Raw genomic sequence first — 15969 nt, 5'->3', positions numbered from 1 at the left:
GAGCGAGGTGAGCGCTGTGAGGACGATCGAGCGCGTGGTGGCCCGTGGCGTCGTGAAGACCTACGGAGCGACGGCGGCGTTGCGTGGGGTGAACGCGACGATCGAGGCGGGGCGATTGACGCTCATCGAGGGGGCGAACGGGTCGGGCAAGTCGACGCTGCTCGGGATCCTCGGGACCGTGATCCGACCCACGTCGGGCTCGCTGGACTACGAGCCGCTCGGCGACGATGTCGGGACGGCGCGAGGCACCATCGGCTGGCTGTCCCACGAGTCGCTGGCGTACCCGGACCTCTCCGGTCGGCAGAACGTCGAGCTGGCGGCCGGCTTCCACGGGCTCGACGCGCACGAGGCGTGGCGTCATGCGGAGGAGCGCTTCGAGCTCGGGAGCTTTGCGCTGAGGCCGCTCCGCACGTGTTCGCGCGGCCAGCGACAACGAATCGCGCTCGCGAGAGCCCTGGTGCACCAGCCTTCGCTGGTGCTGCTGGATGAGCCGACCACGGGCCTCGACCGCGCAGGGGTGGCGCGACTGCTCGCGGTCGTGGACGCGGAGGTGGAGCGAGGCGCCGCGGTGGTCGTGGTGTCCCACGAGCCGGAGGTCTTCCGGGAGCGAGCGGCCGCCCGTCTGGTGCTGGAACGGGGCCGCATCGTCACCAGCGCCTCCTGACGAGGCGGGCCGGTCCTTCGGAAGTCCTGCGAACCCCGCCGAGCGGGGTGGTGGGGTAATTGCCCCACCTTGCCAGAATGCGGGAACCGCCAAGACGCCAGAAGACGCCAAGATTTTTGTGTTTTTCTTGGCGTCTTCTGGCGTCTTGGCGGTTCAAAAGACCCTCCTTTCGCCCAAAGAACCCCACCACCCCCGAGCGGGGTCTCGGGCCAGAGCTCAGGACCGGGTACTCGGGTCCGGTAGCTCGGCTCGATTTCTCACGACCTCGGGGCTGTCCACCCCTCGAACGTGACGACGTCTCGCTACGACAGCGCGAGACGCGCCAGGGCGACCTGCGCCGCTGACAGCGATGCCGGCGCGGTTGGAGCGGCGCGCGGCATCACGACAGCGCCGGAAGCAATGCCGAGCGCGGCCAGCTCCCCCGCGTTCGTGCCGGTCGATGCGTCGGGGACTGCCGGCGGGTTCAGCACGATCACGGCTGGCGGAAGACCAGGCGCGAGCGCCCGGAGGGCGAGCGTGCAGCAGGCGACCTCGTGAAGGATGCCCAGCCGGTCCAGGCCGACCAGGACGACGGCATCGGGAGAGAGCGCGCGTACGAGGTCTGCGTTCGTCAGTCCTGGTCCGAGCGGGGAGAGGAGCGCGCCGGCGCTCTCCACGATCGCGACGGGAGCGGACTGCCTGTCGACCCACGCGGTGACGACGTCCAGCGAGATGGCGCATCCGCAACGGCGCGCTGCCAGGTGAGGGGAGAGCGGTTCAGCGAAGCGGTAGGGTGCTGGCTCGGGCTGGACCGAGCTGACGAGCGCCAGCTGCTCGGCGTCGGTCGTCGAGGTGCCGTCGATGCCCGATTCGATGGGCTTCAAGCCGCAGACCTTGTCGCCGCGAGCTGCCAGCGCTGCGACCAGCGCGACCGACACGTGCGTCTTGCCCACCCCGGTCCCGGTTCCGACCACCGCGACCCGGATCCGTCCTGTTTCACGTGAAACAGGAACTCCTCTCATCGCATCGCCTCCCGGAATCCTGCGAGGGCACGCTCGACATCCGACTCGGAGAGCGACGCGTTCGCCACGATGCGAAGCCGCGACGTACCTGCAGGCACCGTCGGCGGCCGGATCGCCTGGACGAGGACGCCCTCGCTCGCGAGGCGCCGAGACATCTCCACCGCGGCCCCCGGCGACTTCAGAAGCCAGGGGAGGATCGGGCCCGAGGAGCCAGGAAGCAGCTCGGCTCCCAGCGCCAGCAGACCGGAGCGAAGCCGGCGGGTGATCATCGTCAGGCGCGCCCGAGCCGGGTCGTCCGCGGCGGCGCGGCGGACCCGCTCCACCGCAGCGAGCGCCACCACGGGGCTGATGCCGGTCGAGTAAACGAAGCTCCTGGCGCGGTTCCACAGGTAGGTTCGCAAGGTCGACGAGCCCGCGACGAAGGCGCCGTGGAGCCCGAGCGACTTGCCGAGCGTGCCGATGAGCACGTCGGGGCGAACCCCGGCCTCGGCGCAGAGGCCGGCCCCGCGCGGTCCGAAAACACCGAGGGCGTGCGCCTCGTCCACGATCAACGCGGCATCGTGACGATCGCAGAGCTCACGGAGGCGGGGGAGGTCGGGGGTGTCGCCATCCATGCTGAAGAGCGATTCGGTCACCACCCACCGGCGGCGCGCGCCCCTGGCCCGCACGAGGGCGCTCTCCACCGCCTCCACGTCGACATGGCCCACCACCTCGACCGTCGCCCCCGAGAGACGACATCCGTCGATGAGCGACGCGTGGTTCAGCGCGTCCGAGACGACGACATCTCCCGGCCTGGCCAGCGCAGCGACGGTGCCGACGTTCGCCGCATACCCCGAGGAGAACAGCAGCGTCGCTTCCACGCTCAGCCAGGCGGCGAGCTCCCTCTCGGCCATCAGGTGGGCCCCGTGGGTCCCGCTCACCAGGCGAGACGCCCCCGCACCGCTCGCGGTCCCGACCTCGGAAGGCAAGGCGAGCCCGGCGTAGCCGAGGTAGTCGTTGGAGCACAGGACCAGCAGCCGGTCGGAAGCCGGGGCAGCAGGGGGCGTGCGCAGCAAGCCGGCGCGCTCCATCTCGGAGAGCTCGTCCTGGAGATGGCGAAGGGCGTCCACGCCTCCAGGCGTGGGGTCGAGGGCCTGGAAAGCTTCATCCGTGGGTGCAGGCATGCCATCTCCAGTCAGCGGCAGGGCCGCTCAGCGGGACCCCGCCAGGTACGGGCACTCCAGCTCAGCGCGTGCTGTCGTTCGCTCCGCTGGAGGAGGGCGACTCGGGACCGGCGCCGAGGACCGCGTCGACCCGCTGCAGGATACGGCCAAATGCGTCCCGCGCGCGCCCCGCGATGACCGACGCCCGGGTCCGCTCCTGCTCGAGATCGTGCGCGAGCGCGATGGCGGCGAGCAACATGGCCTGGGGGGTCACGGCGCGGCCGGCGGGCACAACGGTGGCGAGCTTCTGATCGACGACCGCGGCGAGCCGCTGGAGCTCCTCGTCGCTCGCGGACGTCACCACGCGGTAGGTCTGACCTCCTACCCGTAGCTGCACTGTGCGTCGCGCCATTGCCCCCGGACGCTACCATGAACGCTAGCGGGCGCGCAGGGCGGGGTGCGCGGTGCGAACGGCGGGACTCACCGGCGACGGACGCGACGCGAAGGCGAGCTCCGGAGGGCTCCGGAGAGCCTCACGCAAGGCAGAAGCTCCGTGCAGCCGAATTCAGGCGCGCTCCCTGCCAGCGCCCTGTAGCATCGATCCATCATGGCCACCGCGGGCCGCCCAGCTGCCTTGGTTGCCTCGCTCCTCGGAGCCGTTCTCCTCCACGGCACAGCCCGCGCCGAGCCCCAGGCGAGCGCCGGCGTCACCGTTGGCCTTGCCGGCGTCGGCCTCGAGCGCCAGCTGTGGGACTCCACGGTCTTCCACCTGGGGCTCCGCGGGGATGTCCTCTTCGGCCGCGCTGCCAACGACGACTTCGGCGTCGGCCCCTACGTCGAGGTGCTCACCCACGCGTTCGACGAGCTCCAGACCGGCGCGGGCGTCTCCGTGCTCGCGCCCGTCCACGACTCGTTCCCGCTCGTCCTCTCCACCGGCGTCTACGGCCGGTGGAGCGAGGACGCCGACGCCGTGGAGCCAGGGATCGCCGCCGCTGTCTTCTGGGGGGCGCGCAGCTACAACTTCCACTCGCGCTACGGGATGAGCACAGGGCTGCTCGCGCAGCTGCGGTTCGGGCTCGGACCCTCGAAGGAGACCGCGGTCGTCCTTGCGGCCCAGCTCGATCTCGCGCTGCTCAGCCTCCCGTTCGTCTACTTGTTCGAGGCTGCGAAAGGGCCGTCATCCGAAGCGGCCCCGGTGCGTCGCACCAAACCGGCGCGCTGACCGCGCCTCGCGCCAGCGCCCCCGGAGAGCGCGCTACAAGCCGAAGCTTTGGAGGTAGTTCGCGCAGGTCGTGCTGACGGCGCGGCAGTCCACAGGGCCCAGCGCGCCAGGACAGGTCGCCTCGGCTTTGTCGGCCTCCTCGCAGTCCTCACCCGCAGGGTTCTCGCAGCACTCCGACGGCGCCGTGTCGACACACGAGCAGCCGAAGCAGACCCGGATGGGGTACGTCCACTCCGTGGTCTCGACCTCCTGGCCGCCCAGCGTCCTGCCGCGCACCACCACGGTCGCCCACACCTGCACGTCGCTACCGCGCTGCGCGGCCTGCCCACGCAGGGTGTCCATCGTGGCGCCGTCGAGCAGAAGGACATCGGCGCAGTTGTAGCCGGGCTCGCTGGATGCACCCGGGTCGACGGTGCCCGTGATCGGAACGACGTACCCCGGCGTCACATCGTTGCCCTCGATGTCAACGACACGGACCTCGGCCTCGTAGAGCTGGACGCGCGACGTCTCCGTGCGGAGGACGTCCGAGTCGCCGCGCTGCACGATCTGGTTGCCCACCAGGAGCATCGCGGAGTGGCTGCTCTGGAACGCGGCGTCCACCGCGTCCTCGGTCCAGAACGCTTCGCTGGGGCTGCAGGTCGCGTTGCACCGCCCCTCTTCTGACTTCTCCGCCATCCGCATGCGAATGAACAGGCTGCTCTCGTTGTCGGCGCATGCAGACCCGAGCAGCCCACCCGACGTCGCGAGCAGCGCGAGCGCCCACAACCTCCTCGCAAGGCCGGGCGCTGCGTTCACGGATCCTTCTCCTTCATCAGTCATGGCAAACGCCTCCACCGCGGAAATGAGCATCAGCGACGAACAACGACAGCCGCTGGCGCAAGTCGCCCTGCTGGATCGTACTGCGCGAGCCGATCCACGGCCGGGGCGAAAAGAGTAGCGGGTCGGGCCGCAGAGCGGCAAATTCGCGATGGCCGCCCGGCGAGCGACGTCACCGCGCGTCGCGGGAACCACGCGTGAGCCCCAGATACGCTACGATGCCGCCGGCCAGATGAGCAAACCCGAGGAGAGCGGCGCCGTCGGCGAGTGGAGTCGCCTCGCGATCACCGAGCGCGCCGAAGGCGTCCGCATCTCGGTCCAGGTGCGCCCGAAGTCGTCGCGCTCGGCCATCGTCGGGGTGCGCGAGGGCGCGCTCGACGTGTCGCTGACCGCGCCGCCCGTGGAGGGCGCCGCCAACGCGGAGCTCGTCAAGCTGCTCTCGCGCGCGCTCGACGTGCGCAAGAGCGATGTCCAGATCGCCCTCGGCGCGAGCGGCAGGAGCAAGGTCGTCGCCGTCCGCGGGCTCAAGGAAGCCGAGGCGCGAAAGCGGCTCGCCGGGGCGAAGCGATGAAGGAAAACGTCGTCCGGTTCGAGAAGTGGGAAGGTCTTGGCAACGACTTCATCCTGGTCGAGGCGGTCCCGATGACCGCCGAGGCGGCGCGGCGCCTCTGCGACAGGCGGTTCGGCATCGGCGCGGACGGCGTGCTCGTGATCGAGCGCGAGCAGCCGCGCATGCAGGTCTGGAACGCCGACGGGAGCCGCCCCGAGATGTGCGGCAACGGGATCCGCTGCGTCGCGGCCTACCTCGTCTCCCGCGGGACCCCTCAGAAGGCGGTCACCATCGCGACCGACGCCGGCGACAAGCGGTGCGAGGTCACACGGGCGGGCGATCGCTTCGACGTGCTCGTCGGCATGGGCCGGGCCCGCATGGGCGAGACGCTCGTCGTCACGGCGCTCGGCGCGGAGCACCGGTTCGCCTGCGTCGACGTCGGCAACCCGCACGCGGTGACGTTCGATCCCTACACGGAGGACGCGATCGACGAGCTCGGGCCGATCGTCGCGACCACGCCGGCCGAGGGCATCAACGTCGAGTTCTGCCGCGTTCGACCGGCCGAGCACGGCGAGGCCGCGCGCATCGACGTGACCGTCTGGGAGCGCGGGGTGGGCCGCACGCTGGCCTGCGGCACGGGCGCCTGCGCCGTGGCGGCCGCGGCGTGCGCGCAGGGCCGCGCGCCGTACGGGGCGCCTCTCCGCGTGGCGCTGCCGGGCGGCTCGCTGCGCATCACCGTCGCCCCCGGATCCCTGGAGCTGCTCATGCAAGGCCCGGCGCGCCGGGCGTTCTCGGGCGAGGTGGTGATCGCGTGACCGCCTCGCTCGAGGGGGTCTGGAGTCCTGGCCGGGCGCCGGCCCACGAGTTCTCGCTCAAGGTGCTCGCCGTCATCGCCGACGAGGCGACCCGCACGCTGTTCTCGCGGGTCATCACGTCCGATGAGCTGATGCTCGCCGGCGATCTCGCCGAGGGGATCGTCCTTGCCGAGACCGCCGCGCCCGACGTCGCCTTCATCGACGTCGGGCTCGGGGAGGGAGCCGGCCTCGCCATGGTCCACCACCTGAAAGCCCTCGCCTCCGAGGCCACCGTCTTCGCGCTGGCGACGCGGGCGGAGCTCGAGGCGGGCGCCCATGCGGTCGCGCTCGGCGGCGCCGGGCTCTTCCTGCTGCCGCTCGGCGGGGACGAGGTGCTGAACGCGGTCGGCTCGGTGCGCCTGCGCTTCGCCGAGCGGGCGCTCCGGATGCAGCTCGAGCAGGAAGCCGCGCGCAGCGCGCGCGCTGCCGGGTGGATCGCCCGCGTGGCCGAGCTCGCCGATGCGCGCGACCGCAACGCGGCGGCCCAGCAGCTCGCCGAGGTGTTCGTCGAGGCGACGGGCGCGGCGGCGGCCGCCGTCTACCTGGCCGCCGGAGAGCGCTCCAGCGAGCTGGTCCGCTCCGCGGCGATGCGGCCGCTCGATCGCGCGCCCGCCTACGGGACCGAGACCGACATCCTCGATTTCGCCCGGCGCGAGCAGCTCATCGTCGTCCCGCTGGCGCTCCGCAAGCTCGCCGCGGGGCATCTCCTTCTCCAGAAGGAGCCCGGCCGCAGCTCCGCGTTCCCTTCGGTCAGGCGCCCGGACAGCGCGGCCTCGACCCCGCGGCGCGCCCCGCTCCTCGACGGCCTCGTCAAGCTGCTCGCCACGCAGGCGACGACGGCGCTCGCCCTCCTCGGCGAGCGCGAACGCTCGGCGGGCGGCGCCGCGATGAAGGATCCGGCGTCGAGCGCCTACTCGTTCGCCTACTACGTCGACGTCGCCGGCCGGGAGATCGACAAGGCCAGGCGGTACGGCCGCCGGTTCACGATCGCGACCATCGTGATCGAGCCGGATGCGGCGGCCGCACCGGAGCGCCCAGGCGACCTCGCCTTCTGGAGGACCACGCCGGCGCCCCCGGCGACCACGCACAACCCGGGTCAGGTCGTCGAGCACCTGCTCCGCGCCGTGCGCGACACCGACATCCTGGCCCGCGTCGACGAGAACGAGTTCCACCTGCTCATGCCCGAGACGGCCGCCCTGGAGGCCCACGCCTGCCATCGACGGATGCTCTCGCACGTCGCCGAGAGCGAGAAGCGGGCCGGGTACCTGCCGAAGGGGCTGCTCGTCGGGGTCGCCACCTTCCCCCATGACGGCCAGAGCCTCGCTCAGCTGCTCCGCATCGCCCGGCGGCGCGCCGACGCCACCAAGTCCTCGATCGTCCACCGCGTCCCTCAGGACCGGCGGAGCATCGGCGAGATCGTCAGCCTCCTCGTCCGGGAGCCCCCCGCGCCCGGCGGAGCTTCCGCCATCTCGGCGCCTCGCGCGCTCGATCTGTCGGTGTCCGATACGATCCTGCTCGCGACGTCGGTCGTCAGGAACGCGCTCCGCGGGGGCGCCGTGTTCCTGCTGGTCGCTCACCACGACGGGCTGAGCCTGGGAGCGCAGGTCAAGGCGCAGCTGGCCTCGCCGCGCGACGACGTGGTGGTGCACACCGTCGACCTCCGCTCCTCGCCAGGGTGCGACGACATCGAGGCGCTCTGTGTCCTCGCGGAGCACGGCGCGTATGCCCTGGTAGGGCGCAATCAGGGGGGGTTCGTGAAGGGTATCCACGCCGCCGATCCGCTGCTCGCGGACTTCCTCGCCGAGCGGCTCGGCCGCGCGGCCGGGCTGCGGGTCTTCGGCTGACTCGGAGGGCGCCGATCCAGTGTCTCGCAGGGTGCTGTTGGTTGATTCGGACGTGGACGCGCTCGGCGCGCTCGCGTCGGCGCTCAGGGCGCGTGGTCTCACCGTGACCAACGCGAACGGCGCGTTCGAAGCCGTGGAGCAGGCGTTCAAGCGCCGGCCCGACGTCGTGCTCGCCGCCAGGGCGCTCGACGAGGACAACGCGCTCGCGGACGCGTTCGCCGCCGTCCCCGACCTCGCCGACACCCCGATCCTCTTCCTCGTCGACGGCGCCGAGGGCGATCTGGGCTTCGACGAGGTCCTGCGGGGCGACGTCGATCACATCGTCTCGCGGATCACCGAGGCGTCGCCGCGCGGCTCCAAGCCGACGGTGCCGCAGGAGATCCGCGGCGACCTCCAGCAGGTCCCGCTCGTCGACCTGCTCCAGCTGCTCGCGATGAACCGCCGGAGCGGCACCCTCGGCATCACCACGCCGACCGGGGCAGGGGAGCTGCGGCTCCTGGCAGGGGAGGTGATCGATGCCGTCTACCGCCGCCTCGAGGGGGAGAAGGCGCTCTACCGGCTGCTCGGCGAGCGGGACGGGCACTTCGCGTTCTCACCCGGCGAACCGGCGAGCGTGCGCCGCATCATGGCGCCGACCTCCCGCCTCCTGATGGAAGCGCTCCGCCAGGTCGACGAGGTTCAGCGCCGGCGATCCGAGCTCGCGCCGGCCGGTGAGGCCTTCCTGGTCACCGAGCCCGCGAGCGACGATCTCGACCTGTCCCCGCTCCCGGACCACGAGCCGTTCAGCGTCGACGCGACCTTCGGCGACAGCGCCGCGGCGGACCGAGCGAGCGCCGCGCCCCTGGCGAGCGCCATGTCCTCGCTGCCCGACTTCACCGCCGCGCCGACGCCGGCCAGCGACGTGAAGGGCAGCCGCGGCGGGTCGATGCCGCCGCCGCCCACGCTCCGCGCCGCGGAGCCGGCCGCGTTCCGGCTCGAGGCGCTGCGCACCCCGACGACGTCGCCGCCGGCGCCCCTCGGGGAGCCGGCGGAGCGCGCGGCCGTGGCCGAGAAGCTGACGGCGCTGCTCCAGATGCCGCACAACCTCGACGAACTGCTCGACGAGATCAGCGGGCCGGATCTCCTGATCCTCGAGGTCCTGATGGAGCTGACGGCCTCCGGGAAGATCCGCCGCATCTCGCTCGCAGACCTCACGACGCCGTTCGCGCCGTCGGAGCACCTTCCGGTCCTCCGGTCCCTGGTGACCCGCCTGGCCCGGCCCGGCTTCGCCCCGCCGCCCCACCTCGTCATCGCCGCGAGCGCGCGCCGCATGGCGACGCTGTCTCATGCGGTCCGCCGCATCGGGGACGCCATCGTCCCCGCCGAGCCTCCGCCGCAGGCGGCGATCCCGAGGCCGCTCGGCGTGATCCGGCTCGGGGACGGCGTCGAGCTCGCGCTGGTCGGCCTCCCCATCGAGGAGAGCTTCGCGCCAGCCTGGCCGCTCGCCCTGCACGGCGCGGCCGCGGTCGTCCGGCTCGGCGACGGCGGTGAGGACGCGCTGGCGGCGCACTGCGAGGCCCTGGAGCTCCTGCTGCTCGACGCAGAGGCCATGATGGGGCCGCTCGATCTCGCCTCGCCGGGACAGATCACGCTGCTTGTCCGCGCCGCGCTCGAGGCCGCCGCGGGCGTGTGACCGGCCGACAAAAACGTAGATTCAGAACGGATCTTCCGGGTTTCTCGCCTCGGAAACCGGTGTTTGACTCGGTGGCTCACGGCTTTGCGTGGGCAGGTTTCTGCTATCGTCGCACACGCCTCGCTTCAGCAGTTCGGCGAGGAGAGGAGCGCGATCGTGCTTATCGGAGTCCCCAAGGAGATCAAGACACGTGAGTACCGCGTCGGCATGACGCCCGCGGGAGTCCGGGCCCTGGTCGGGCACGGGCACAAGGTCCTCGTGGAGTCCGGCGCCGGCGAAGGCAGCGGGATCTCCGATGAAGCGTACGGACGCGCGGGCGCCCTCATCGCGCGGTCGGCGGCGGAAGCGTGGAGCGCCGACATGGTCGTGAAGGTGAAAGAGCCGCTCCCCGCCGAGTACGGCCACTTTCGCCAGGGTCTCCTCCTCTATACCTACCTGCACCTGGCCGCCGAGCCGGATCTCACGCGGGAGCTCGCCAGGCGAGGCGTGACCGGCGTCGCGTACGAGACCATCCAGCACGAGGACGGCTCGCTGCCGCTGCTGCGGCCCATGAGCGAGGTGGCCGGCAGGATGGCCGTTCAGGTCGGCGCCTCGTGCCTGGAGAAAGAGCGGGGCGGCAAGGGCGTGCTCCTCGGCGGCGTGCCGGGGACGCGGCGCGGCCGCGTGGCGATCCTCGGCGGCGGCGTGGTCGGCCGGAACGCGGCGACCATCGCGGTCGGGATGGGGGCGCAGGTCACCGTGCTCGATGTCCGCGCCGAGACGATGAGCTACCTCGAAGACGTGTTCGGGGGCGCGATCGAGACGCTCTACTCCAACGCGGAGAACATCGAGATGATGTGCGAGCGCGCCGATCTCGTGGTCGGCGCGGTGCTCGTGCCCGGCGCCAAGGCGCCCCAGCTCGTGACCGAGGAGCACATCCGCCGCATGGAGAGAGGGACGGTCGTCGTCGACGTCGCCGTGGATCAGGGCGGGTGCATCGCGACCTGCCGCCCGACGACCCACGACAACCCGACCTACGAGGTGCACGGGGTCGTCCACTACTGCGTCACCAACATGCCGGGCGCGGTCTCGCACACGAGCACCTGGGCGCTCACGAACACGACGATCGGCTACGCGGTGGCGATCGCCAACCAGGGCATCGTCGCCGCGGCCAAGGCCGACAGGTCCGTCGCCCTCGGCATCAACACCCACGGCGGCCACGTGACGTACGGCCCCGTCGCGGCGGCCCACCGGCTGGAGTACGTGCCGGTCGAACGCGCGCTCGGCTGACCGGGAGCGCGACCTCGTGGCAACCAAAAAGAAGAAGAAAATCGCGATCATCGGCGGTGACGGCATCGGCCCGTCCGTCATCGCCGAGGCGAAGCTCTTGCTCGAGCTCTATCAGGAGCGGGCAGGGCTGCCGATCGACCTCTGGGAGCTCGATCTCGGCGCCGACCGGTACCTGCGCGACGGGACGACCTTCCCCAACCAGATCCAGATCGCCATCCAGCGCGAGTGCTCGGCGGTGCTGCTCGGCGCCCTGGGTGATCCCCGCGTGCCCAACCTGGAGCACGCGCGCGACATCCTCTTCGGCATGCGCTTCGGCTACGACCTCTACGCCAATGTGAGGCCCGTCCGCGCGCTGTCGGACCGGCTGGTGCCGCTCAAGGGCCGCACGGCGAAGGACATCGACTTCGTGGTGTTCCGCGAGAACACCGAGGGCATCTACGTCGGGATGGGCGGGCAGTTCAAACGCGGCACCCCCGACGAGGTCGCGATCAACGAGGACGTGAATACGAGGAAGGGCGTCGAGCGGATCATCCGCGCGGCGTTCGACTACGCGCGCGCGAACGGCCGGACGCGGGTCACGATGGCGGACAAGTCGAACGCGATGCGGCACGCGCACGAGCTCTGGCTGCGCGTCTTCCACGAGGTGCGCGCCCAGTATCCGGAGATCCAGTCGAACCACGTCTACGTGGACGCCCTCTGCCTGTACGTCATCCAGGATCCCGGGCAATTCCAGGTGATCGTGACGAACAACCTGTTCGGCGACATCGTGACCGATCTCGGCGCGGCGCTGCAGGGGGGGCTCGGCATGGCGGCGAGCGCGAACGTGCACGCGTCCGATCCGGCGCGGGTCGCGCTGTTCGAGCCGGTGCACGGGTCGGCGCCGCCGCTCGCCGGCAAGGACATCGCGAACCCGTTCGCGGCGATGCTCACCGCGGGGCTGCTGCTCGCTCACCTCGGGTGGCCCGAGGAAGAGCGCCGCATCGAGCGCTGGGTCTCCCAGGCGCTCGACCAGGGGATGTGCACGGTCGATGTGGGCGGCACGCTCGGCACGCGCGCCGCCGGCGCCTGGGTCCGGGAGCAGATCGCCGCCGAGCTGGGGCCGCCGTGAGGTGACCTGGGGGCGCGGGCGCGCGGCCGGGAGCCACGGGCGCCGGGGCGCGATCGCCGAGAAGTTCGGGTGTCCGATCCTCCTGTGATACGGGACCGCCAATGGGCGTAGGATCGAGGGCAGTGGAGCACGCGGGGCCGCGCAGCAATCCAGCGAGCGAGGCTCGGCACGAGCGGCTGGGCGGAGCGCGCGCCGAGTTCGTGGCGAACCTGGGTCGCCGCGTGGCGGAGCTCCGCGAGATGGTCCGGCGGATCGAGGCAGAGGGCGATGCGCCGCGGCTCGTCGAGGAGCTGAAGCGGCGCGTGCACTCGCTCGGCGCGGGGGCGCGCCTCCTGCGCTTCGTGCGCGTCGCCGAGCGGCTCGCCGAAGGGGAGTCGCAGCTCGCCGCCGCGAACGGCGCGCGGCTCAGCGGCGAGGCCGCGGCGGCCCTGCGGAAGCTGCTCGAGGAGCTGCCCGCCCTGGCCTGGGGGCAGTCGGCCATGGGCGAGCAGGCGCCGGCGCCCGCGCGCGCCGCCGCGCCGCTCGAGCCGGCGCCGGCGCCGCCCCGCGCGCGCGCCGCCGCGGAGCAGCCGAACGCGCGCAGCGCCAGCGCGCGGCCGGAAGGCGCGGGTGCGGCCAAGGGCCAGGCCACGACGTGGATCGCGGGCGTGAGCAACGGCCGCGCGCTCGCCGCCGAGCCGCTCTCGCTCGAGGAGGAAGAGGAAGCGCGCGCGTCCTCGACGCGCGGCGTGGAGCAGGCGCCCCCCGCCGAGGCCGCGCCGGCCGCGTCGATCGACGCGCCGATCACGGTCCTCGTCGTGGGCGCCGCGCCGCTCGCCGAGGCGCTCGACCCGGCGGGCGCCGACGCCGGGCCGTCGTTCGAGGTCGAGCGGACCGACGACGTGGAGACGGCGATCGATCTCGCGCGGGCCTTCGCTCCGGATCTGGTCCTGCTCGACGCGGACATGCCGGGCGCGCGCGGGCTGGCGGAGGCGCTGGCCGCCGATCCGCTGACCGACCTGGTCCCCGTCGTCGCCGTCGGCCGCTTCGCGCGGCCCGAGGACGCGGCCCCCTACGTGGCGCTCGGCGCCGCGCGCGCGCTGCCGAAGCCCGTGTCGCCGGACGCGCTCCGGCGCGCCGCCGCGGAGGCAGCGGTGGCCGGCGTGCGCGCCGAGACCGCGCGCGCCGTGCGCGGGCCGTTCGGGGCCGTCAGCCTCGACGAGCTCGGGGCGCGCCTCGCGGACGAGCTCCGCCGCGGCCTCTGCGACGCCGCCGAGCCGAGGAGCCGCGGGGCGAACGTGGATCTGGGCGACGGCGCCGAGGTCCTCGCGGCGCTCTGGGGCGCGGTGGCGCGCATCCGCGATCTCGTGACGATCCGCTCGCAGGGCGACGTGCGGTTCTCGCCGAACGGGCCGGAGGGCGCGCTGCCGCTCGCCCCGTGGATGAGCGCGCCGAGCGCGCCCGAGGGCGAGCGCTCGCGGTTGCACAGCGAGATCCGCGCGAGGTCGCCGGCGCGCACGATCAGCGCGCCGATCGCGTCGAGCGCGGCGCCGGGCGACGCGGCGCTCGACGCGATCGACATCGTGGTGGCGGACGACGATCCGGCGGTGACGTGGTTCCTCGCCGGCGTGCTCCGGGCCGCGGGCGCGAACGTGCACGAGGCGCACGACGGCGCGCGGGCGCTCGACCTCGCGTACCAGACGACGCCGGACCTCGTCGTGAGCGACGTGCTGATGCCGCGGCTCGACGGCTTCGCCCTCTGCCGCGCGCTCAAGCGCGACGTCGCGCTGCGCGACGTGCCGGTCATCCTGCTCTCCTGGAAGGAGGACCTGCTCCAGCGGCTCCGCGAGCTCGGCGCCCAGGCCGACGGCTACCTCCGCAAGGAGCAGAGCGCCGCGGCCTTCGTGCAGCGGGTGCACGAGGTCCTGCGGGGCAGGCGGCGCGTCGCCGAGCGCATCGCGACGGGCGGCGAGGTCCGTGGGCGGCTCGACGGCATGACGACGCGGACGCTGCTGTCGCTCTCGTGCGCGCGCCGGCCCGACGCGCTCGTGTCGGTCCGGGACGCCGCGTTCCTGTACGAGGTGCTGCTCAAGGACGGCCGCCCCGCCGGCGCGACCCGGACGGCGCAGGACGGGACGTTCCACCGCGGCCCCTCCGTGCTCGCGGCGCTGCTCGGCGTCGGCTCCGGCCGCTTCGTGGTGGCGCCTCTGCCGGAGAGCGAGCTCGCGGCGCCGCCGCGCCCCGGCTTCGAGGGGACGCTCGCCGAGCAGCTCCTGCCCGCGATCGCGGCGGCCCGGGCCGCCCAGCGGCTGTTCCACGGGCCGCCGCTGATGCAGGTCGAGCGCGTCGTCCTCGACCTGGAGGGGATGGGCGCGACCGCCGACGCGACGCCCGAGCCGGCGCGCTCGCTCCTGAGGGCGCTCGCCCGGGGGACGTCGCCGCGATCGGTCATCACCTCGGGGGAGTTCGCCGCGGGCCTCGTCGAGGACGTGCTGAACGACGTCGCGGCGCGCGGCGGCGTGCGCCGGGTGATCGGCCGCGAGGGAGAGGACCTGCTCGCCCCCGCCGTGGCCTACGAGGAGGAGACGCTCCGCGGCGTGCGGCGCCTCCCGGAGCGGGCCGCCCCGGTCGCGGCGCTGCCGCCGGAGCTCGCCGGCGACGCCGCCGCCGCGTCGTCGCGCGCCTCGGTCGAGCTCACCGACGATCAGCTCACGGTGGTGCCCGGCTCGGTGGCGCCGCGATCGGCCATGCCGGCGCGCGGCTCGGCTGCGCCGAGCTCGGCGGCGCCGGTGTCCGGCCCGGCGGCGTCGGCGCCGGAGTCGTCGGCGTCCGTCTCCGTGCTGTCCGTGGTGGACGTCGAGGACGAGGAGACGGCGTTCGCGAGCGCGCGCCAGGAAGACGCGAGGGCGCTCGCCAGCGCGCTGGTCAACCCCCGAGTTCCGAGCGATCTCGCCGAGCTGCGAGGCGAGGCGAGCAGCGCGCGCCCGCCGTGGACTTCCCAGCTCGAGGCCGCCGTGCTGGCGGGCATGACGCCGGCCGTGCCTGGCGTGGCCCCGGCGCCCCGCAGGCCGGAGGCCACGCTGCCCGCGCTCGAGTACCCGAAGCCCGAGCGGCTGCTGACGCTGGGCTCGCTCCCGCCGCCGCCCGTCGTCGAGGCGCCGGCGCCGGCGCCTGCGGCGCTCCAGGTCCCAGCGGCGCCGCCCGCCGCGCGGCTCGCGGCCCCCGCGCCCGCGCCCGCGATCGACGAGTCGCCCACGCCTCGCCGCGTGCGCCGCCCGTCGGCCTACGTGCCGACGCCGCAGCCGCCCGCCCGCGACAACCGCACGACGATGTGGGTCCTCTTCGCGGTGGCGGCGTTCGTCTTCGCGGTGGCCGCGCGGCTGTCGCGGGATCACGAGCTGCAGGGCGCCCCGCCGCCCCCCGAGCAGCCGAGCCCGCCAGCCGCGGAGCCCGCGGCCGCTGCCGCGCCCGGCGCTGCCGCGCCGGCCGCCGCCGGCTCGTCGGGCGCGGTCGTGGCGGCGGCGGTCGCCGCCGCGCCGGCCCCGGCTGTCGCCGGGCCGATCGGCGAGACGACGTCGAACCCCGTGCTCCCCGAGGATCTGCCGCTGACCGCCGGGCACAAGGTGCCCGAGGGGCAGGGCATGCTGGAGGTGATCGCCGGCGCGGGCGACACGCTCTTCGTGGACGGGCGGAAGGTCGGCACCGGCAGCGTCAAGCTCCCGCTGGCGCCCAAGGACGGCGTCTACGAGATCCGGGCGAAGCTCCGGGACGAGGAGCGCGTGCGCTTCGCGGTCGTCAAGGCCGGCCGCCTCACCCGGCTCCGCATCGCGCCGCCGTGGCGCCGCTGA

The 15969-nt window shown here is 73.4% G+C and carries 13 protein-coding genes; 9 read left to right on the top strand and 4 right to left on the bottom strand.

The features are described 5' to 3' along the window. Nucleotides 1-7: 7 nt before the first annotated feature. Nucleotides 8-664 carry an ABC transporter ATP-binding protein gene (locus tag WMF34_RS41470; RefSeq protein WP_437991234.1) on the top strand — a complete coding sequence of 219 codons (657 nt, stop codon included), beginning with the start codon at nt 8-10 and terminating at the stop codon, nt 662-664. A gap of 302 nt (nt 665-966) precedes the next feature. On the opposite strand, the gene bioD is transcribed toward WMF34_RS41470, so the two are convergent. The 3 genes from bioD to zapA form a co-directional block, all read right to left on the bottom strand. Next, nucleotides 967-1617 (bottom strand): dethiobiotin synthase, encoded by a 651-nt coding sequence (gene bioD / locus WMF34_RS41465; RefSeq protein WP_157907280.1) that lies wholly within the window; start codon nt 1615-1617, stop codon nt 967-969. 44 nt (nt 1618-1661) lie between these two features. Further along, on the bottom strand, nt 1662-2828 hold the full coding sequence (locus WMF34_RS41460; protein WP_437991233.1) for an aminotransferase class I/II-fold pyridoxal phosphate-dependent enzyme: 1167 nt from the start codon (nt 2826-2828) through the stop codon (nt 1662-1664). A gap of 61 nt (nt 2829-2889) precedes the next feature. Further along, a complete protein-coding gene (zapA, locus tag WMF34_RS41455; RefSeq protein ID WP_012240768.1) occupies nt 2890-3219 on the bottom strand; it encodes a cell division protein ZapA in 330 nt (109 codons plus the stop codon). A gap of 195 nt (nt 3220-3414) precedes the next feature. On the opposite strand from zapA, the gene WMF34_RS41450 reads away from it, so the two are divergent. Next, complete coding sequence (locus WMF34_RS41450) at nt 3415-4029, top strand: hypothetical protein (protein WP_012240767.1); 615 nt, start codon at nt 3415-3417, stop codon at nt 4027-4029. A gap of 33 nt (nt 4030-4062) precedes the next feature. Here the strand turns inward: WMF34_RS41450 and WMF34_RS41445 are convergent, their stop codons facing one another. Then, nucleotides 4063-4824, bottom strand: coding sequence for a hypothetical protein (locus WMF34_RS41445; protein WP_157907279.1), 762 nt, complete (start codon nt 4822-4824; stop codon nt 4063-4065). A gap of 253 nt (nt 4825-5077) precedes the next feature. On the opposite strand from WMF34_RS41445, the gene WMF34_RS41440 reads away from it, so the two are divergent. The 7 genes from WMF34_RS41440 to WMF34_RS41410 all read left to right on the top strand — a co-directional run bounded on the left by WMF34_RS41440 (nt 5078) and on the right by WMF34_RS41410 (nt 15969). Next, nucleotides 5078-5416 carry a DUF167 domain-containing protein gene (locus WMF34_RS41440; protein WP_157907278.1) on the top strand — a complete coding sequence of 113 codons (339 nt, stop codon included), beginning with the start codon at nt 5078-5080 and terminating at the stop codon, nt 5414-5416. Next, the gene (dapF, locus tag WMF34_RS41435) at nt 5413-6210 is read left to right on the top strand and encodes a diaminopimelate epimerase (RefSeq protein ID WP_012240764.1); all 798 of its coding nucleotides are present in this window, start codon (nt 5413-5415) and stop codon (nt 6208-6210) included. Before WMF34_RS41440 ends, dapF begins: the two co-directional genes overlap by 4 nt. Beyond that, complete coding sequence (locus WMF34_RS41430; RefSeq protein ID WP_012240763.1) at nt 6207-8093, top strand: diguanylate cyclase domain-containing protein; 1887 nt, start codon at nt 6207-6209, stop codon at nt 8091-8093. The genes dapF and WMF34_RS41430 overlap by 4 nt, the downstream gene beginning before the upstream one ends. 52 nt (nt 8094-8145) lie before the next feature. Continuing rightward, entirely contained in the window at nt 8146-9765 is a 1620-nt protein-coding gene (locus WMF34_RS41425) for a DUF4388 domain-containing protein (RefSeq protein ID WP_044967072.1), read from the top strand. A 156-nt stretch (nt 9766-9921) separates the two neighbouring features. After that, on the top strand, nt 9922-11034 hold the full coding sequence (gene ald, locus WMF34_RS41420; RefSeq protein ID WP_012240761.1) for an alanine dehydrogenase: 1113 nt from the start codon (nt 9922-9924) through the stop codon (nt 11032-11034). A gap of 16 nt (nt 11035-11050) precedes the next feature. Beyond that, nucleotides 11051-12142, top strand: coding sequence for an isocitrate/isopropylmalate dehydrogenase family protein (locus WMF34_RS41415; protein WP_012240760.1), 1092 nt, complete (start codon nt 11051-11053; stop codon nt 12140-12142). A 122-nt stretch (nt 12143-12264) separates the two neighbouring features. After that, entirely contained in the window at nt 12265-15969 is a 3705-nt protein-coding gene (locus tag WMF34_RS41410) for a response regulator (RefSeq protein ID WP_437991232.1), read from the top strand.

The organism is Sorangium sp. So ce145, from assembly GCF_051525985.1.
Classification (GTDB): domain Bacteria; phylum Myxococcota_A; class Polyangia; order Polyangiales; family Polyangiaceae; genus Sorangium; species Sorangium cellulosum_B.
This window is presented reverse-complemented; position numbering and strand designations above follow the sequence as displayed.

Bases quoted from the DNA above. Each gene is read 5' to 3' on its own strand.
- WMF34_RS41460 (WP_437991233.1), bottom strand. From the start codon at position 2,828: ATGCCTGCACCCACGGATGAAGCTTTCCAGGCCCTCGACCCCACGCCT.
- zapA (WP_012240768.1), bottom strand. From the start codon at position 3,219: ATGGCGCGACGCACAGTGCAGCTACGGGTAGGAGGTCAGACCTACCGC.
- WMF34_RS41450 (WP_012240767.1), top strand. From the start codon at position 3,415: ATGGCCACCGCGGGCCGCCCAGCTGCCTTGGTTGCCTCGCTCCTCGGA.
- WMF34_RS41440 (WP_157907278.1), top strand. From the start codon at position 5,078: ATGAGCAAACCCGAGGAGAGCGGCGCCGTCGGCGAGTGGAGTCGCCTC.
- dapF (WP_012240764.1), top strand. From the start codon at position 5,413: ATGAAGGAAAACGTCGTCCGGTTCGAGAAGTGGGAAGGTCTTGGCAAC.